Here is a 13,913-nt window from a genome sequence, read left to right as displayed (position 1 = left end):
CGTTCGCGCCGACCTGGCGATCGCCAGAGGCAGCGCCGGCCGGAACGGGTCCGGCCAGAAAGCGATGGAAGCGGCCCCCGCGGGGGCCGATCCTCAGGTCACGCTCGCCGAAGCAGTCGGTCGCGGCTCGCTGGGCGCCTTGCGCACACCGGCCTCGAACTCTTCGCGGAAATACTTGATGGCACTACCCAGGGGCTCGACGGCACCCGGTGCGTGGGCACAGAACGTCTTGCCCGGGCCGAGGAAGTTGACCAGCTGCAGCAGGGTGTCCAGATCGCCCTGCTGCCCCTCGCCCTTCTCCAGGCTGCGCAGGAGCTTGACGCTCCAGGGCAGGCCGTCGCGGCAGGGGGTGCACCAGCCGCAGGATTCCCGGGCGAAGAATTCTTCCATGTTGCGCAGCAGCGAGACCATGTTGACGCTGTCGTCCACGGCCAGGGCCAGACCGGTACCCATGCGGGTGCCGACCTTGCCGATGCCGCCGGCGTACATCTGCGCCGAGAGGTGCTCGGGCAGCAGGAAGCCGGTACCGGCGCCACCGGGCTGCCAGCACTTGAGCTTGAAGCCGTCGCGCATGCCGCCGGCGTAGTCCTCGAACAGCTCCTGGGCGGTGATGCCGAAGGGCAATTCCCAGACGCCAGGGTTCTTCACCTTGCCGGAGAAGCCCATGAGCTTGGTGCCCATGTCTTCGCTGCCTTCGCGAGCCAGGCTCTTGTACCAGTCGACGCCGCCCGCGACGATGCCCGGCACGTTGCACAGGGTCTCGACGTTGTTGACGCAGGTCGGCTTGCCCCAGACGCCGACGGCGGCGGGGAAGGGCGGCTTGGAGCGCGGGTTGGCGCGGCGGCCTTCCAGGGAGTTGATCAGCGCGGTCTCTTCGCCACAGATGTAGCGACCGGCGCCGGTGTGGACGAACAGCTCGAAGTCGAAGCCGCTACCGAGGATGTTCTTGCCCAGCAGGCCGGCCGCCTTGGCTTCTTCCACCGCGCGCCGCAGGTTGGCGGCGGCGTCGACGTATTCGCCGCGCAGGAAGATGTAGCCGCGATAGGCCTTGAGCGCCCGGGCACTGATCAGCATGCCTTCCACCAGCAGGTGCGGCAGCTGCTCCATGAGCAGGCGGTCCTTCCAGGTGTTGGGTTCCATCTCGTCCGCGTTGCACAGCAGGTAGCGGATATCGAGGGATTCGTCCTTGGGCATCAGGCCCCACTTCACGCCGGTGGGGAAACCCGCGCCGCCGCGGCCCTTGAGGCCGGAGTCCTTGACTTCCTGGACGATGGCATCGGGAGCCAGCTCGGTCAGCGCCTTGCGCGCCGCGGCATAGCCGTCCTTCGCCTGGTATTCCTCCAGCCAAACCGGAGCGCCGTCTTCACGCAGGCGCCAGGTCAGGGGATGGGTCTCGGGGGTACGGGCAATGCTGTTGGCAGGCCCGAAGGAGGTCAGTCTCATGCGTATCCCTCCAGCAGTTTGGCCACGCCCGCGGGTTGGACATCGCCATGGGTGTCGTCGTCGATCATCAGCGCCGGGGCCTTGTCGCAATTGCCCAGGCAGCAGACCGGCAGCAGGGTGAAGCGGCTGTCGGCGGTGGTCTGGCCCAGGCCGATGCCCAGCTGGCGCTGGATCTCGCCGACCACGGATTCGTGGCCGCCGATGTAGCAGGTCATGCTGTCGCACACCCGAATGATGTGGCGGCCGACCGGTACGCGAAAGATCTGGCTATAGAAGGTGGCCACGCCCTCGACGTCGCTGGCAGGAATGCCCAGCACTTCGCCGATGGCGTAGATGGCGCCGTCCGGCACCCAGCCACGTTCCTTCTGGACGATCTTCAGGGCCTCGATGGACGCCGCGCGCGGGTCCTCGTAGTGGTGCATCTCGTGCTCGATGGCCGAGCGCTCGGTTTCGCTCAGGACGAAACGGTCGGTTTGGATCAGGGTTTCGGTGCTCATGCTCAGCGGTCCACGTCGGCCATGACGAAGTCGATACTGCCCAGGTAGGCAATCAGGTCGGACACCATGCTGCCGCGGATGACGGCCGGGATCTGCTGCAGGTGCGGGAAGCTCGGCGTCCGGATGCGGGTGCGGTAGCTCATGGTGCTGCCATCGCTCGTCAGGTAGTAGCTGTTGGCGCCCTTGGTCGCCTCGATCATCTGGAAGGCTTCGCCGGCCGGCATCACCGGACCCCAGGACACTTGCAGGAAGTGGGTGATCAGGGTCTCGATGTGCTGCAGGGTGCGCTCCTTGGGCGGCGGCGTGGTCAGCGGGTGATCCGCCTTGTACGGGCCCTCGGGCATGTGCTGCAGGCACTGCTCGATGATGCGCAGGCTCTGGCGCATCTCCTCGACGCGCAGCATGCCGCGGTCGTAGCAGTCGCCGTTGTGGGCGATGGGCACTTCGAATTCGAAGTTCTCGTAACCGGAGTAGGGGCGGGCCTTGCGCAGGTCGAAGTCCAGACCGGTCGCGCGCAGGTTGGGACCGGTGACGCCCCACTCGAGGGCTTCCTTGGTGTTGTAGACGGCGACGCTCTTGGTCCGGCCGATGAGGATGCTGTTCTTCATCGCGGCCTTTTCGTACTCGTCCAGACGCTTGGGCATCCAATCGAGGAATTCGCGGACCAGCTTGTCCCAGCCACGTGGCAGGTCATGGGCGACGCCGCCGATGCGGAACCAGGCGGGGTGCATGCGGAAGCCGGTGATGGCCTCGATCACCTTGTAGGCGCGCTGACGGTCGGTGAAGGTAAAGAACACCGGGGTCATGGCACCGACGTCCTGGATATAGGTACCCAGGTACAGCAGGTGACTGTTGATGCGGAAGAACTCGGCCATCATCACGCGGATGAAGTCGACCCGCGACGGCACCTTGATGCCGGCGAGCTTTTCCACCGAGAGGACGTAGGGCAGGTTGTTCATCACCCCACCCAGGTAGTCGATCCGGTCGGTGTAGGGGATGTAGCTGTGCCAGGACTGGCGCTCGGCCATCTTCTCGGCGCCCCGGTGGTGGTAGCCGATCTCCGGCACGCAGTCGACGATCTCTTCGCCGTCCAGCTGCAGGATGATGCGGAAGGCACCGTGGGCGGAGGGGTGGTTCGGACCCAGGTTGAGGAACATGAAGTCGGAATTCTCCGCATGCTCCTTCATGCCCCATTCCTCGGGCTTGAATCTCAGGGTTTCCTGTTCGAGGTCCTGCTTGGCGGCATTTAGCGCATAGGGATCGAACTCGGTCGCGCGCGCCGGATAGTCCTTGCGCAGCGGATGACCCTGCCAGTTGTCGGCCATCAGCATGCGCTTGGGCAGCGGGTGTCCGTCGAAGTGGATGCCGTACATGTCCAGCACTTCCCGCTCGTACCAGTTGGCATTGGGGAAGATGCCGGTGGCGGTGGGCAGGCGCAGGTCGTTGGCGGAGAGGGCCACCTTGAGCATTACATCGCTATTACGGTCGATGGACAGCAGGTGGTAGAAAACGGTGAAGTCCGCGTTGGGCAGGCCGCGGCGGTGGGTCCGCAGCCGCTCGTCCACGCCATGCAGGTCATAGAGCATGACGTAGGGGCGGGGCAGATTGCGCAGGAAGCGCAGTACTTCGATGATTCGTTCGCGTGCCACCCAGATCACCGGCATGCCGGTACGGGTGTCTTGCAGGGTCAGGGCGTCGGCGCCGAATTGGCCCTGGAGTTCGCCAACCACCGACGCTTCGCCGGCAGGGGCGAGCGCAGAGGCGGACAGAGCGGTGTCTGCGGTCATGATGTTCCGTCGCTAATCGATCGTCGTCAGCGTGCAGGTCCCGAAGGGGACTTACACTTCGTCTGGGCTGCGCAGGTTGGTGACCTGGATGCGGCGCTCGCGGTTCTGCTCGCGCTGCGAAGGCATCTCGGCGCGGTAGATACCCTGGTCGCCCACCACCCAGGAAAGGGGGCGGCGTTCTTCACCGATGGAGTCCTGCAGGAGCATCAGGCCCTGGAGGAAGGCTTCGGGGCGAGGCGGGCAGCCGGGCACGTAGACGTCGACGGGCAGAAACTTGTCCACGCCCTGAACGACCGAGTAGATGTCGTACATACCGCCGGAGTTGGCGCAGGCGCCCATGGAGATCACCCACTTGGGTTCCAGCATCTGCTCGTACAGGCGCTGGATGACCGGGGCCATCTTCATGAAGGGGGTGCCGGCGATGACCATGAAGTCGGCCTGACGCGGCGAGGCCCGGATGACTTCGGCGCCGAAGCGGGCGATGTCGTGGGGCGCCGTGAAGGCGGTGGTCATTTCCACATAGCAGCAGGACAGGCCGAAGTTGTACGGCCACAGGGAATTCTTGCGTCCCCAATTGACCGCGCCCCGCAGGACATCTTCGAGCTTGCCCATGAAGATGCTGCGGTTGACCTGACTTTCGACGGGGTCGGCCACGGTTTCCCGCTGGCCGGCCGGATAGCGGTCTACTGCCGCATCGGGATCAATCCGGGTGAGATTGTATTGCATTGCCAAAGCCTCATTGTTTCGACTTCGCCTGCCGCTCGCGACGGCTCGCAGGCGCCCAATCGAGCGCTCCGATTCGCCACAGGTAGACAAGACCCGCCAACAGAATTGCTATGAAAATGGAGGCTTCCACGAAGCCGGCCCATCCCGATTCACGGATGGACACCGACCAGGCGAAGAGAAAGAGGGCTTCGACGTCGAAGATCACGAAGAGCATCGCGACCAGGTAGAACTTGGCAGAGAGACGGAGACGGGCACCCCCGGTGGGGACGATGCCGGACTCGAAGGGGTCGTTCTTGCTGCGGCCCACGGCTTTGCTGCCGAGCAGGCTCGAGACTCCGAGCATGAAGGCGATCAGACCAACCACGCCCAGGAGAAATACCGCGAAGCTCCAGTTGTGGGTCAGTAGGCTGATCGACTCAGACATGCTTTGAATCCTTAATTATTGGGTATCAGGCGCTATCAGTGCGACACGGTGTCGCAAGACAGACAGATTTTATGCTCTATCGATTCATTCTGTAAATTTATTGGTCCAAAAAGATTCTATTGGACTGCTTTGAATCAAACTAAACAGAACTTCCGGTTTATTTGAGAATGAATATAAGAATTATTCTCAAATAACTTCCTTCTGTTCCTGTGTCCTAGATTGCCAGCCGCGGCAGGAGTTCTGCCGTTCGCCGGTTTGCTAGTCGATGAGATCGGCGCGGATGCTCAGCTGACGGTCGTCACGGCCTTCGGTGGAGTAGTGGCGGACAAGGCCGCTCTGGTCGCCCTCGATCTGCTGCCGGAAGCCGCCCAGGTCCAGCCACTGGCCCAGGGGGCCGCTGATGCGGGTGGCGGCGCTCTGGGTCTGCACCGTGCCCGGACGCATGGCGGCGGCCCGGTCATCGACGCTGCTGATGTCCAGGTGCACCAGATTGCCGCTCAGGCGGGCGGTGACCTGAAAGCCCCGGTCGAGGCGGCGGTAATCGGTCTGGGCGTAGCTCTGACCATAGGGCGAGGTCTGGTAGGTGGTCACCGGGACGTCTTCACCGAAGCGGATGAAGGCGGGGTAGCCCTCGGTGACCTGGACGCGCTGGGCGCCATCCTCCTTCTGGCCGGTGCTATCTTCGATGATGCGTACCTGGGGCGCACGCACGTCGCCGTTTACCGAATAACCCTGACTGGCGCCCGAGCTGCCGGCGCGGGTGGCCAGGGTGATAAGCAGGCGCCGTGGCTGGGTGTCCAGCTGGGCGAGCAGACTCTTGAGTTCGGCCAGCTTGGCCGGCTCGGCATTGACGATCAGCTGATTGCCGTAGACGTTGACCTTGCCTTCGCTGCCAAGGACGGCTTGCAAGGTAGGCAGCAGATCGTCGGCGGTGCGGTATTGCAGGGGTATGACCTCGGTACGAGGCGCCGCCCAGGCGGCGGTCGTCAGCAGCAACAGGAACGCCAGCAGACCTTTCACAGCACCATCCTCCGCAATTCCTGATCCGGCTGGCTGCTGGCCCAGAGGCGATCGAAGACCTGCTGCTGAACCTTGACGGCGGCGCGGTCGCCGTAGCGGACGAAGCCGGTGGGCGCGCTGCCCGTGCGGCGCAGCAGGGCCTGGTCGTCGACGATGAGGCAGCTGCCTTCCGGTTGCTGATCGGCCGGTGGCCGCCGGATCAGCAGATTGCTGGTCAGGCGTTGCGCCAGGGCGATGAGTCGGTGCCCCTGGCGCATGGCGAGGGCACTGTCGTTGATGAGGATGCGGACCTGATGCCGCGGATGGCCCAGCAGCAGACGCTTGATCGCCGCCTCGACGGCGAGATTGTCGTAGAGCGGTGCTTCCAGGTCGGGCGTCTGGATGCTCAGCTGGCGGCTGGCTTGGCCGATGAGGCGGACACCGTGCTCACGCAGGGCGTCCAGGCCTTCGAGGCGCAGGGCGAGGTCCTGGCCGAGCTGGGGTTCGGGCAATCCGTCCAGGGTCAGATCGGCAAAGGACTCGTCCACGGCGGCTCCCTATCACTCGTCGTCGTCTTCTCCGGCGAAGATCAGGCTGCCCTGCTGGAGCAGTTCGCGGATCAGGCGCATGGCATCGTCGTCCTGCAGCCAGGGCGCGAGATTGGCCTCGTGCAGGACGTCCGCCGAGCATAGCAGGTCGAGCAGCGGTTGCAGCCGCATGGGCAGCAGGCGGCTCTGGCCGCTGGCGAAGACCATTACCTCGTCTTCCAGGCGACTCCAGGCGATGCGCCCGCTGGGGTTGCGCATCAGCAGGGCGCCTTCGTCGAGTTCCTTGCGCAGCTGCTTGGCGCTGAGGTTTTCTCCGGCGACGCGCTCCGGGTAGCGCGGCTCGGTCATGTGCTGGCCGAACCAGGCCAGCAGCAGGCGATCGTCGCTCAGGTGACGCTCCATCAGGCCGCGCAGCCGCTCGATGGCCTCGGGCGGAATCTCCGCCGGATGCTCGCTGGCCGGGGCGCAGCCGGCGTCGCTGTAGCGCTCGTCCTCGGGGATGAACTGGTTGAGGAAGTCGGTGAAGTGGGTGAGCACCTCGCCGGCACTGGGGGCGCGGAAGCCGATGGAGTAGGTCATGCACTCGTCTTCGGCGATGCCGTCGTGGGCCAGGCCCGGCGGCAGATAGAGCATGTCGCCCGGTTCCAGCACCCATTCGTCGGTCTGCTGGAAGTCGGCGAGGATCTTCAGCTCCAGGCCGTCGATCAGCGGGCTGTCGGCGGTGCACGGCTGACCGATGCGCCAGCGACGGCGGCCATGGCCCTGCAGCAGGAAGACGTCATAGTGATCGTAGTGGGGGCCGACACCGCCACCGGGGGCGGCGTAGCTGATCATGACGTCGTCGACGCGCCAGCTGGGCAGGAAGCGGAAGGCCTCCAGCACCTCGGCCACCTCGGGGACGAACTGGTCGACCGATTGCACCAGCAGGGTCCAGTCGCGCTCGGGCAGGCCGGCGAAGGTGTCTTCCGGCAGCGGGCCGCGGCGCAGCTCCCAGGTGCGGTCCTGGCCGATGATCAGGCGGGATTCGATTTCCTCTTCCAGCGACAGGCCGGCCAGCTCGTCCGGTTCCAGGGGGCTCTGGAAATCCGGGATGGCCTGGCGGATCAGCAGGGGTTTCTGCTGCCAGTAGTCGCGGAGGAATTCACGGGCGGTCAGGCCGCCGAGCAGTTGCAGGGGTTGATCCGGGTTCATGCACACCTCGCGCAATGAAAAACGCCCGGCGAGGCCGGGCGTGAAAAAGAAGGCAGCCTCAGAACCTGTTCACAATTTCGCGAGCTAGAGCCAAACAAGGCCTGGGCGGCCCCGCGAAAACACCTGAGGAAGCGGAGTTTACGAGTGGTAAATGAGCATTCCGAAGGCATTTTCAACGCCGTTTGGCCGACGCGCAGCAGATCGTGGGCAGGTTCTCAGACCCGACGGGCCTGCTCGGCAGCGTTACCGATATAGCCGGCCGGGGTCAGCTGGCGCAGTTCGGCCTTGGCGGCTTCAGGGATTTCCAGGCCGTCGATGAAGTCCTGCAGGGCGCTGGCGCTGATGCCCTTGCCGCGGGTCAGCTCCTTGAGCTTCTCGTAGGGGTTGGCCACGCCATAGCGGCGCATCACGGTCTGCACCGGCTCGGCCAGGACTTCCCAGCAGGCATCCAGGTCTTCGGCGATGCGCGCGGCGTTGAGCTCCAGCTTGCCGATGCCCTTGAGGGTGGCTTCGTAGGCGATCACGCCGTGGGCCAGGCCGGTGCCCAGGTTGCGCAGCACGGTGGAATCGGTCAGGTCGCGCTGCCAGCGGGAGATCGGCAGCTTGCTGGCCAGGTGCTGGAGGATGGCGTTGGCGATGCCCAGGTTGCCTTCGGAGTTCTCGAAGTCGATGGGGTTGACCTTGTGCGGCATGGTCGAGGAGCCGATCTCGCCGGCCACGGTCTTCTGCTTGAAGTAGCCGAGGGAGATGTAGCCCCAGACGTCCCGATCGAAGTCGATCAGGATGGTGTTGAAGCGGGCGATGGCGTCGAACAGCTCGGCGATGTAGTCGTGCGGCTCGATCTGGGTGGTGTAGGGATTCAGGGTCAGGCCGAGGTCGTCTTCGATGAAGGTGCGCGCATTGGCCTCCCAGTCGACGTCCGGGTAGGCGGACAGGTGGGCGTTGTAGTTGCCCACGGCACCGTTGATCTTGCCCAGCGGGCGGATGGCGGCGATCTGCTCGATCTGGCGCTCCAGGCGATAGACCACGTTGGCCAGTTCCTTGCCCAGGCTGGTGGGGGAGGCGGGCTGGCCGTGGGTGCGCGAGAGCATGGGCACGTCGGCGAAGCGATGGGCCAGCACGCGGATCTCGCCGGCGATCTGGCGCATCAGCGGCAGCAGCACCTGGTCACGGCCTTCGCGCAGCATCAGCGCGTGGGACAGGTTGTTGATGTCCTCGGAGGTGCAGGCGAAGTGGATGAATTCGCTCACCGCGGCCAGTTCCGGCAGGCCGGCGACCTCTTCCTTGAGCAGGTACTCGATGGCCTTGACGTCGTGGTTGGTGGTGCGCTCGATGTCCTTGACCCGCTGCGCCTGCTCGACGCTGAACTCGGTGGCCAGCTTGTCCAGCAGGGCATTGGCCTCGGTGGAGAAGGGCGCGACCTCGGGAATGCCCGCGTGAGCGGCCAGGCGCTGCAGCCAGCGGACCTCGACCTGGGCGCGGAAACGGATCAGGCCGAATTCGCTGAAGATGGGGCGCAGGGCGGCGGTCTTGCCGGCGTAACGGCCGTCGATGGGCGATACGGCGGTGAGCGAGGAGAGCTGCATGGGCATTCTCTTGGTAGCGGGGGAGAAAGGGGCGGAATTCTACACGCAAAGACCGGGGCTTTAGTACCGCCGCCGGCCGGTCCGGGATCAGCCGTTGCGCAGGGGATAGAGGCTGTCGAGCAGCTTGCGGCGATTGAGCACCAGTTGCCAGCGGTGACCGCCGAGCTGGCGCCACAGGCGGGCCGAGCGAATGCCGGCCAGCAGCAGGGCACGCACTCGCGAGGCGGTTGCTGATTGCTGCAGGTAGCGCATCTCGCCGTGCACCTGGATGCGCTGCTTGAAGGTGCTCAGGGTGTCCTCGTAGAGACCCCCGCAGGCAGCGATGACGTTCTCGTGAGCGACCCCGAAGTGCTCGACCTGGGACTGGATCTGGGTGAGGCGCCGGCCGATGAGATCGAGCAGGTCGCCGCGCTTCTCCAGCTTGCGTTCCAGGGCGGTCATCGCCAGGGCGTAGCGCAAGGGCTCGCGCTGCAGGCTGTTGGGGTTGCGCTCCAGCGTGCTGGAGAGGGCGCCAAGGCCTTCGCGCAAGGGCGCGACCTGGCCGCCGTAGACCTCCAGGGTGCTGCCCGGATCGCGCACCAGCAGGCTGCCGAGCAGACAGGCGAGGGGTTCTTCCGCGACCTGGCCGGTGCGTGCCAGCTGGTCGACCAGCACGGCGGCCTGGAAGACACCGCCCAGGGCGATGAGTTGTTCCTGGGTGCGATTCATGCGGCGGGCGCCTCGGCGCAGGCGGGTTGATAATGTTCGATCACGCCGCCGCCCAGGCAGACGTCGCCGTCGTAGAAGACCACCGACTGACCGGGGGTCACGGCGCGCTGGGGTTCGTCGAAGACTACCCGGTAGCCGGCGCCCTGGCGCTCGATCTGGCAGGGCTGGTCCTGCTGGCGATAGCGGACCTTGGCGGTGAGGCGGCGCGGTTGGGCGAGCTCCAGCTCATTGACCCAGAACATCTCGCTGACGGTCAGGGCCTCGGCGAACAGCCAGGGATGGGCGTTGCCCTGGCCGACGATCAGCACGTTGCGGGTCAGGTCCTTGCTCAGCACGTACCAGGGATCGTCACCGGCGTCCTTCATGCCGCCGATGCCCAGGCCCTGGCGCTGGCCGATGGTGTGGTACATCAGGCCGTGGTGGCGGCCGATGACCTCGCCGGTGGTGGTCTCGATGTCGCCCGGCTGCGCCGGCAGGTACTGCTTGAGGAAGTCGCTGAAGCGACGCTCGCCGATAAAGCAGATGCCGGTGGAGTCCTTCTTGCGCGCGGTGGCCAGGCCATGCAGCTCGGCGATGGCGCGGACCTCGGGCTTTTCCAGTTCGCCCACCGGGAAGAGGGTGCGCGCCAGCTGCTCCCCGCCCACGGCGTGGAGGAAATAGCTCTGGTCCTTGTTGGCGTCCAGCCCCTTGAGCAGCAGGGTCTGGCCGTCGATGTCGCGACGGCGCACATAGTGGCCGGTGGCGATCAGGTCGGCGCCCAGGGCCAGGGCATAGTCGAGGAAGGCCTTGAACTTGATCTCGCGGTTGCAGAGGATGTCCGGATTCGGCGTCCGGCCGGCCTTGTATTCGGCGAGGAAGTGCTCGAAGACGTGATCCCAGTACTCGGCGGCGAAGTTGGCCGTGTGCAGCTTGATGCCGATGCGGTCGCAGACCGCCTGGGCATCGGCGAGGTCTTCCTTGGCCGTGCAGTACTCGGTGCCGTCATCCTCGTCCCAGTTCTTCATGAACAGGCCCTCGACCTGATAGCCCTGCTCCTTGAGCAAGAGGGCCGAGACCGAGGAATCCACTCCGCCGGACATGCCGACGATGACGCGGGTGCCGTTCACTTCAAAAACCTCTCATATCTACGATCATCGACAGGGGATAGCGGTGCCCGTCCAGGTACTTCTCGATGGCGTCCAGGACCAGGGGGCTGCGCAGCCGGGCCTGCTCGGCGCGGATCTCGTCGAGGGTCAGCCACACCGCGCGGGTGATGTCGGCATCCAGGGCGCGCTCCGGCTGGTGGGCCAGGGGGCGGGCATGGAAGGCCGTGCGATAGTAGGTGACGCCATTGGCCGGGGCGACATAGAGGCCGATGCCAATCACGCCCAGGATCTCCACCTGCCAGGCGGTTTCTTCCAGGGTTTCGCGCCGCGCCGCCTCGATCAGGCTCTCGCCCGGCTCCAGGTGCCCGGCCGGCTGGTTAAGCACCAGGCGACCCTGCTTCTCTTCTTCCACCAGCAGGAAGCGACCGGCGTCTTCCACCACGGTGGCCACGGTGACGTGGGCGTGCCAATCCATCTCGGACTCCGCTATCGGTAATCGCGCAGTATACGCCTTAAGCTTTGCGTGCCCCAAATGCAGCGAACCCCGGCCGGGGCCGGGGTTCGCTGTGATCAGCCATTCAGGCTGCGGGCGCAGCCCTCAGGTTCAGCCCTTGAGCTGTTCCAGGGCGGCGTTGAGCGTGGCGCTCGGACGCATGGCCTGGCGGGTCTTGGCCTGGTCGGGGTGGTAGTAGCCACCGATGTCAACGGCCTGGCCCTGGACGCCATTCAGCTCGGCGACCACCTTGGCTTCGTCAGCGGTCAGCGACTTGGCCACCGGCTCGAACTGGGCCTTGAGCTGGGCGTCTTCGCTCTGCTCGGCCAGGGCCTGGATCCAGTACAGCGCCAGGTAGAAGTGGCTGCCGCGGTTGTCCAGTTCACCGGCCTTGCGCGACGGCGACTTGTTGCTGTCAAGGAACTTGCCGTTGGCCTGGTCCAGGGTCTTGGCCAGGATCTTGGCCTTGGCGTTGCCGGTGGTCTCGCCCAGGTGGTTCAGGGATTCGGCCAGGGCCAGGAACTCGCCCAGGGAATCCCAGCGCAGGTGGTTTTCCTGCACGAACTGCTGGACGTGCTTGGGCGCGGAGCCGCCGGCACCGGTCTCGAACAGGCCGCCGCCGTTCATCAGCGGGACGATGGACAGCATCTTGGCGCTGGTGCCCAGTTCCATGATGGGGAAGAGGTCGGTCAGGTAGTCGCGCAGGACGTTACCGGTCACCGAGATGGTGTCCTCGCCCTTGCGGATGCGCTCCAGGGACACGCGGGTGGCTTCCTCGGGCGCCAGGACACGGATGTCCAGACCGTTGGTGTCGTGGTCCTTGAGGTAGCGCTCGACCTTGGCGATGACCTGGGCGTCGTGGGCGCGATTCTGGTCCAGCCAGAAGATGGCCGGGGTGCTGCTGGCACGAGCGCGGTTGACGGCCAGTTTGACCCAGTCCTGGATCGGCGCGTCCTTGGTCTGGCACATGCGCCAGATGTCACCGGCCTCGACCGGATGCTCGAAGACCACCTTGCCCTGGTCGTCGGTCACGCGCACGGTGCCGTCGGTGGGGATCTGGAAGGTCTTGTCGTGGGAGCCGTATTCCTCGGCCTTCTGCGCCATCAGGCCGACGTTGGGCACGCTGCCCATGGTGCTGGGATTGAAGGCGCCGTGCTGCTTGCAGTCCTCGATCACCACCTGGTAGACGCCGGCATAGCAGCGGTCGGGGATGATGGCCTTGGTGTCCTGCAGGTTGCCTTCGGCGTTCCACATCTTGCCGGAGTCACGGATCATGGCCGGCATGGAGGCGTCGACGATGACGTCGCTCGGCACGTGCAGGTTGGTGATGCCCTTGTCGGAGTTGACCATGGCCAGCGCCGGGCGCTGGGCGTACTGGGCGTCGAAATCGGCCTTGATGGCGGCCTGGGTGGCTTCCGGCAGGCTGGACAGGCGGGCGTAGAGGTCGCCGATGCCGTTGTTGCGATCGAAGCCGGCTTCTTTCAGGGCGGCTTCGTGCTTGGCCAGGACGTCCTTGTAGAACTCGCCGACGATGATGCCGAACATGATGGGGTCGGAGACCTTCATCATGGTGGCCTTCAGGTGCACGGAGAACAGCACGCCCTGGGCCTTGGCGTCTTCGATCTGGGCGGCGATGAAGCTCTGCAGGGCCTTGCGGCTCATGGTCGAGGCGTCGACGATCTCGCCGGCCTTGACCGCGGTCTTCTCTTTCAGGACCTTGCTGCTGCCGTCCTTGCCGATCAGTTCGATCTTCAGGCTGCCGGCGTTCTCGATGGTGGCCGAGCGCTCGCTGCCATAGAAGTCATGGGCGTCCATGTGGGCGACGTGGGACTTGGAGTCGGCGCTCCAGGCACCCATGCGATGGGGGTGCTTGCGGGCGTAGTTCTTGACCGACAGCGGCGCGCGGCGGTCGGAGTTGCCTTCGCGCAGGACCGGGTTCACGGCGCTGCCCTTGACCTTGTCGTAACGCGCCTTGACGTCCTTTTCCTTGTCGTCCTTGGGCTCGTCCGGATAGTCCGGCAGGGCGTAGCCCTGACCCTGCAGTTCCTTGATCGCCGCCTTGAGCTGCGGGACCGAGGCGCTGATGTTGGGCAGCTTGATGATGTTGGCTTCGGGAGTGGTGGCCAGTTCGCCGAGTTCGGCGAGGTGGTCGGAGATGCGCTGCTCTTCCTTCAGGTACTCGGGGAAGAGGGCGATTATGCGGCCGGCAAGGGAGATGTCACGGGTTTCGAGGGCGACGCCGGAGGAGGCGGTGATGGCCTCGACGATGGGTAGCAGCGAATAGGTCGCCAGGGCGGGCGCTTCGTCGGTCAGGGTGTAGATGATCTTCGACGTGGTGGACATGTCTTGCTTTAACTCCTCTTTATCACAGCTGTGGCGCGAAGCCGGGCGAGCGAGGATCGACCCTAGAGTCGATAGACGCCCCA

13 protein-coding genes are annotated in these 13,913 nt (G+C 65.3%); all 13 read right to left on the bottom strand.

What is annotated here, in order from left to right; genetic code table 11:
- Positions 1–93 precede the first annotated feature (93 nt).
- Positions 94–1,443 (bottom strand): NADH-quinone oxidoreductase subunit NuoF, encoded by a 1,350-nt coding sequence (gene nuoF, locus DBY63_RS00935; RefSeq protein WP_017642309.1) that lies wholly within the window; start codon positions 1,441–1,443, stop codon positions 94–96.
- Entirely contained in the window at positions 1,440–1,940 is a 501-nt protein-coding gene (gene nuoE, locus DBY63_RS00930) for an NADH-quinone oxidoreductase subunit NuoE (protein ID WP_007158888.1), read from the bottom strand. Before nuoE ends, nuoF begins: the two co-directional genes overlap by 4 nt.
- Positions 1,941–1,942: 2 nt before the next feature.
- Entirely contained in the window at positions 1,943–3,727 is a 1,785-nt protein-coding gene (nuoC, locus tag DBY63_RS00925) for an NADH-quinone oxidoreductase subunit C/D (protein ID WP_108581055.1), read from the bottom strand.
- A gap of 51 nt (positions 3,728–3,778) precedes the next feature.
- Entirely contained in the window at positions 3,779–4,453 is a 675-nt protein-coding gene (locus DBY63_RS00920) for an NADH-quinone oxidoreductase subunit B (RefSeq protein WP_007158886.1), read from the bottom strand.
- Positions 4,454–4,463: 10 nt separating this feature from the next.
- The gene (locus DBY63_RS00915) at positions 4,464–4,877 is read right to left on the bottom strand and encodes an NADH-quinone oxidoreductase subunit A (protein WP_007158885.1); all 414 of its coding nucleotides are present in this window, start codon (positions 4,875–4,877) and stop codon (positions 4,464–4,466) included.
- A 258-nt stretch (positions 4,878–5,135) separates the two neighbouring features.
- Positions 5,136–5,897 (bottom strand): secretin N-terminal domain-containing protein, encoded by a 762-nt coding sequence (locus DBY63_RS00910; protein ID WP_108581054.1) that lies wholly within the window; start codon positions 5,895–5,897, stop codon positions 5,136–5,138.
- On the bottom strand, positions 5,894–6,424 hold the full coding sequence (locus tag DBY63_RS00905) for a hypothetical protein (RefSeq protein WP_074583072.1): 531 nt from the start codon (positions 6,422–6,424) through the stop codon (positions 5,894–5,896). Before DBY63_RS00905 ends, DBY63_RS00910 begins: the two co-directional genes overlap by 4 nt.
- A 12-nt stretch (positions 6,425–6,436) precedes the next feature.
- The gene (locus DBY63_RS00900; RefSeq protein ID WP_044342796.1) at positions 6,437–7,615 is read right to left on the bottom strand and encodes a cupin domain-containing protein; all 1,179 of its coding nucleotides are present in this window, start codon (positions 7,613–7,615) and stop codon (positions 6,437–6,439) included.
- Between the two features lie 215 nt (positions 7,616–7,830).
- Positions 7,831–9,201, bottom strand: coding sequence for an adenylosuccinate lyase (gene purB / locus DBY63_RS00895; RefSeq protein WP_108581053.1), 1,371 nt, complete (start codon positions 9,199–9,201; stop codon positions 7,831–7,833).
- An 87-nt stretch (positions 9,202–9,288) separates the two neighbouring features.
- Positions 9,289–9,909, bottom strand: a complete 621-nt coding sequence (gene hflD / locus DBY63_RS00890) for a high frequency lysogenization protein HflD (protein WP_108581052.1) — start codon at positions 9,907–9,909, stop codon at positions 9,289–9,291.
- Positions 9,906–11,015, bottom strand: coding sequence for a tRNA 2-thiouridine(34) synthase MnmA (gene mnmA / locus DBY63_RS00885; protein ID WP_108581051.1), 1,110 nt, complete (start codon positions 11,013–11,015; stop codon positions 9,906–9,908). Before mnmA ends, hflD begins: the two co-directional genes overlap by 4 nt.
- 1 nt (position 11,016) lies before the next feature.
- Complete coding sequence (locus tag DBY63_RS00880; protein ID WP_007158878.1) at positions 11,017–11,469, bottom strand: NUDIX hydrolase; 453 nt, start codon at positions 11,467–11,469, stop codon at positions 11,017–11,019.
- A gap of 129 nt (positions 11,470–11,598) precedes the next feature.
- Positions 11,599–13,830 (bottom strand): NADP-dependent isocitrate dehydrogenase, encoded by a 2,232-nt coding sequence (locus DBY63_RS00875; RefSeq protein WP_042133497.1) that lies wholly within the window; start codon positions 13,828–13,830, stop codon positions 11,599–11,601.
- Positions 13,831–13,913 lie beyond the last annotated feature (83 nt).

The organism is Pseudomonas sp. RIT411 (assembly GCF_003057735.2).
In the GTDB taxonomy this organism is placed as follows: Bacteria; Pseudomonadota; Gammaproteobacteria; order Pseudomonadales; family Pseudomonadaceae; genus Chryseomonas; species Chryseomonas oryzihabitans.
Note: the sequence above shows the minus strand (reverse complement) of the source record. Positions and strands in the feature narration are given on the sequence as shown.

What these genes read in the sequence shown, in the direction of transcription:
- DBY63_RS00920 (WP_007158886.1), bottom strand. Translation starts at nt 4,453, where the DNA reads ATGCAATACAATCTCACCCGGATTGATCCCGATGCGGCAGTAGACCGC.
- nuoE (WP_007158888.1), bottom strand. Translation starts at nt 1,940, where the DNA reads ATGAGCACCGAAACCCTGATCCAAACCGACCGTTTCGTCCTGAGCGAA.
- nuoC (WP_108581055.1), bottom strand. Translation starts at nt 3,727, where the DNA reads ATGACCGCAGACACCGCTCTGTCCGCCTCTGCGCTCGCCCCTGCCGGC.
- DBY63_RS00880 (WP_007158878.1), bottom strand. Translation starts at nt 11,469, where the DNA reads ATGGATTGGCACGCCCACGTCACCGTGGCCACCGTGGTGGAAGACGCC.
- DBY63_RS00915 (WP_007158885.1), bottom strand. Translation starts at nt 4,877, where the DNA reads ATGTCTGAGTCGATCAGCCTACTGACCCACAACTGGAGCTTCGCGGTA.
- DBY63_RS00900 (WP_044342796.1), bottom strand. Translation starts at nt 7,615, where the DNA reads ATGAACCCGGATCAACCCCTGCAACTGCTCGGCGGCCTGACCGCCCGT.
- hflD (WP_108581052.1), bottom strand. Translation starts at nt 9,909, where the DNA reads ATGAATCGCACCCAGGAACAACTCATCGCCCTGGGCGGTGTCTTCCAG.
- purB (WP_108581053.1), bottom strand. Translation starts at nt 9,201, where the DNA reads ATGCAGCTCTCCTCGCTCACCGCCGTATCGCCCATCGACGGCCGTTAC.
- DBY63_RS00875 (WP_042133497.1), bottom strand. Translation starts at nt 13,830, where the DNA reads ATGTCCACCACGTCGAAGATCATCTACACCCTGACCGACGAAGCGCCC.
- nuoF (WP_017642309.1), bottom strand. Translation starts at nt 1,443, where the DNA reads ATGAGACTGACCTCCTTCGGGCCTGCCAACAGCATTGCCCGTACCCCC.